The 3698-nt window shown below is 25.1% G+C and carries 4 protein-coding genes; all 4 read left to right on the top strand.

The window, feature by feature from the left end:
- The first annotated feature begins 525 nt into the window (after positions 1-525).
- The 4 genes from LEQ07_RS19435 to LEQ07_RS19450 all read left to right on the top strand — a co-directional run bounded on the left by LEQ07_RS19435 (position 526) and on the right by LEQ07_RS19450 (position 3679).
- The gene (locus LEQ07_RS19435) at positions 526-1866 is read left to right on the top strand and encodes a MotA/TolQ/ExbB proton channel family protein (RefSeq protein WP_046822135.1); all 1341 of its coding nucleotides are present in this window, start codon (positions 526-528) and stop codon (positions 1864-1866) included.
- Positions 1856-2479, top strand: a complete 624-nt coding sequence (locus tag LEQ07_RS19440; RefSeq protein WP_263331901.1) for an OmpA family protein — start codon at positions 1856-1858, stop codon at positions 2477-2479. The genes LEQ07_RS19435 and LEQ07_RS19440 overlap by 11 nt, the downstream gene beginning before the upstream one ends.
- A gap of 86 nt (positions 2480-2565) precedes the next feature.
- Positions 2566-3213: a hypothetical protein gene (locus LEQ07_RS19445; RefSeq protein WP_046822133.1), complete on the top strand. Its 648-nt coding sequence runs from the start codon at positions 2566-2568 to the stop codon at positions 3211-3213.
- Between the two features lie 280 nt (positions 3214-3493).
- Entirely contained in the window at positions 3494-3679 is a 186-nt protein-coding gene (locus LEQ07_RS19450) for a hypothetical protein (RefSeq protein ID WP_263331903.1), read from the top strand.
- The last annotated feature ends 19 nt before the right edge of the window (positions 3680-3698 follow it).

Genomic DNA, 3698 nt, shown 5'->3' on the forward strand with positions numbered 1-3698 from the left:
TATTAATATATATTAATATCAAAGTATTTAATTTCACTATATAAATATATACATAATTTATATTTTAAATTAAACATAAATGAAGAGTGCCTTATAAAAGACACTCTTCTATCTAAATTAGGTTTGGCAGAGCGAGTAATTCTGCATCTCTCACAATTACTTAAAACCTTTAAGTAGAGTATTGGACCCTTTCCAACTTCAAAACCTAACTGATAATAGTATTACCTTTAAAATTAATTTTTATACTAAAATAAGTAACATATTTATATATATATTCATATTCTTTAATAAGATTAAATATTTAACTATTAAAAATACTCTCTACATTAAACCTTAGCTTCTGAGTTATCTACATTAATACAGATAAAACCCATAAATTTATCAGAAGTAGCTTGAGTATAAAAATAGTATTTATATCTTAGAAGGTACCTTGAAGTTAAACCAAAGGTATCTTCTTATTTTTTGTCTATTTTAACTAGTATGTACATATATATTATTAAAACACATTCAATTAAGGAGGTTAGTATGGGAAGTATAATAAGTAATTTATTTACATCGATATTTACAAATCCTATAACATTAATATTTATAGGTATTACAATAATTCACTCAGTTATAAACGTTATAAAAAACAATAAAATCTATGATTTTGTGCAAGAGAAATTGAAGGAGTTAAATTTAAATCCAGAAGAAAGTGATATAGTATCTATTGCTAATAATAAGTACGAATCATATAAAAGCACATATCCATATGCAGAAATAAACATGAACACATTTGTAGAAGAAGTTATATCTGACTTTTCTAAAGATAGTAAGATTATAATAAATGAAATAAAAGCTGTTAAGAGTTCACCTTCATTATGCATATTGTTAGGAGTTTTGGGTACATTTGTAGGACTTACAATAACTCTTGCAAGTATCGATAAGAGTGATATCGTAAACTCAATGACTCTTGCTATAGGCAGTATGCAAATCGCATTCGCTACAAGTATTGTAGGGATAATATGTTCAGTAACCATAAATGCATATATAAAATATAAAAATTGCGAGAGTATACTGTTACAATTGATGCTTAAACTAGAAAATATTATGACAGTTAAATCTAGCAATAACAAAGGAGAAGTTTTAGATTCAAAGTTAAATGAAATTAAGGTATGTATAAAGGATATCAGTAAGGCCATAAGCGCTATAGAAAGATTTGATAAGATTTCTAAAGATTTACATGACTTTAATGACGATTTTATATCTTCTATAGGGCAATTAGGTAATATGTTAAATGGATCAAACGATTCTATAAAGGCGTTTGATCAAAGCATAAGAAAATTAGATAAACAATTTAGTATACTTAATTTAAAATTTGTTAAGTTATTTGATACATATGAATCTCAAAGTAAAATTTATAATGAAATAGTAGAAAATGTAAAAGAGTCTTCAAAAGATATAAAAACAGTAAATCAAAGTCAACTTGCTATTAAAGACTATATAAGAGATGTAAATGCTGGATTTGCATTATATGAAAGAAATATACAAGATCTTATGGTGAAGTTAATCTCTCACGAAAATAATTTACTTATAAAACAAAATAGTATGAATGAAAACAATGTAACCTTAAAAGAGGATATACACAAGTTAACATCCGTTATAGATGAGCAGGCTAGATCAGTAATTGACCAACTAGAACTTGTATTTAAGTATATAGATATATATAAAGAAGCTTTAGACATGTCAAATTCAATATCATTAGAATCTGCTGTTAAAAATAATGAAGTTTATGATAATCCCAACCAAACTTTCGATTTAGATGAATTAGACGAAATTGAATTGTATGATGATGATGAAGAAGAGGAATTAGAGTATGATAAATAAATATAGAAGAACTGTAAATAAAGAGGAAGAACATAGTAATTTTTGGCCTACATTTACAGATTTATTAGCAACGATTTTAATGGTTGTTATAATGCTTTTAATTAGCTCTGAAAGTATGGTTGGAGGAGTAGAACAAGGAATAGCAAGTAACGTTAATAATTCAGTAAAACAAACTTTAAAAGAAAATGGAATTCCAATAGAAATTGACAAGGAAAGTGGAGAAGTTACATTTGGAGAAACTGCATTATTTGATACAGATAGTGATCAGTTAAAGCCAGAAGCTAAAGAAATCTTAAAAGTATTTGTTCCTAAGTACGCTGAAACTATATATAAAGATTATGGTGATTATATATCTAAAATAATAGTAGAAGGCCATACTGATGATGTAGGAACATATATATATAACTTAGACTTATCACAAAGAAGAGCTTTCAGTGTGGTAAACTTTATAGTTGGAGATGAAATAGGAGATTATAAGTATAAAGATAAACTAACAGAAGATATAATAGCTGTAGGTAGATCTAAAGCTGAACCTATAAAAAATAATGATGACAGTGTCAATAGAAATAAATCAAGAAGGGTAGAAATAAAATACGAAGTTAATGTAAATTAAAACTCCGAATATATGTTTGGAGTTTTTTTGTATTTAATACCAATTACGTGTTATAATTTATAGTGATTAGTTTGGAGGGATGAAAAATGACAGATAAACAAAAATTAGATAAGTTTTTAAAACTACAAAATAAAGGAATATCAATTGATGAAATAGCAACTCAATTGGATTCAGATATAAAAGCTTTAAGACGTTTTTTAAATAAAAATGGATATAAATCAGTAAAAGGAAAGTATGTAAAAAAAGATGGTATTCTTGAAAATGATTCAAAGCAAGATGTAAAACAATTAGAGTTAACAATAAATTCGGCTAAAGCATCTAAATCATCATCTAAAGATACTAAAACATCTACAAAAACAAAAAAAAGTAATGTTTCTAGTAACAATTCTAAAAAAAGTTCAAAAACTAATAATACCAAAATCCCAAAGGTATATAAAGCTAAACCAGCGAAGGTTAATGTTAGTGCTGAAGATTTAGATAAACTTTGCGAAGTTTATGACTGGTATTTATCAGTTAAAGATATAAAATCACTTAAACCAAAGACAACGAAATCTAAAAAAGATATTTTGATAGAGAAATGTGATATGACTGATTTAAAAAGTACTAGAGTTCAAGTTGAAAAATCCACATGGGAAGAGTTTGAACGATTATGTAGCAATTCTGATCATACTAAACAAGAAATAATAACTCAAGCTATAAAGGATTTTCTAAAACAATATAAGAATTTGGTTTAATAAAAAATAAATGAGCTACAGTATTTGTAGCTCATTTATTTTTTATTTATCACATAGTTTTTAATGTAAAAACTAAAGTAACAAGAGCATAGGGATAAGTATTAGTATAGCTATTTTCTCAGAATTTTTTCTCATAAATCCCCTCCTAAAAAGTTTACTTATATACTATATATTATAATTATAGTATATTTATTCTAATATGTTAATTTAAAATCAGAAAATTTAGTATATAATAAATGATATATAGAAATTTTAATTTAATTAAGAAAGAGGAAAAGGTATGTTTTTATTGTTGGGAGTACTATTTTTAATTTTGGGTATAAGTTTATTAATGTCTTGTAAAAATACAAAGAAAGAGTATGATACAAAATTACAAAATATAGAACAATCAAAAAATATAAAAAAGATAAAAAAACTAAATAATAAAATTAAAAATAACGAAAAGATAAGGTATGAGCTGAAATAAAAAAAATCAAAGGGGAAGT

This window comes from Paraclostridium sp. AKS73 (assembly GCF_025671395.1).
GTDB lineage: Bacteria > Bacillota > Clostridia > Peptostreptococcales > Peptostreptococcaceae > Paraclostridium > Paraclostridium benzoelyticum.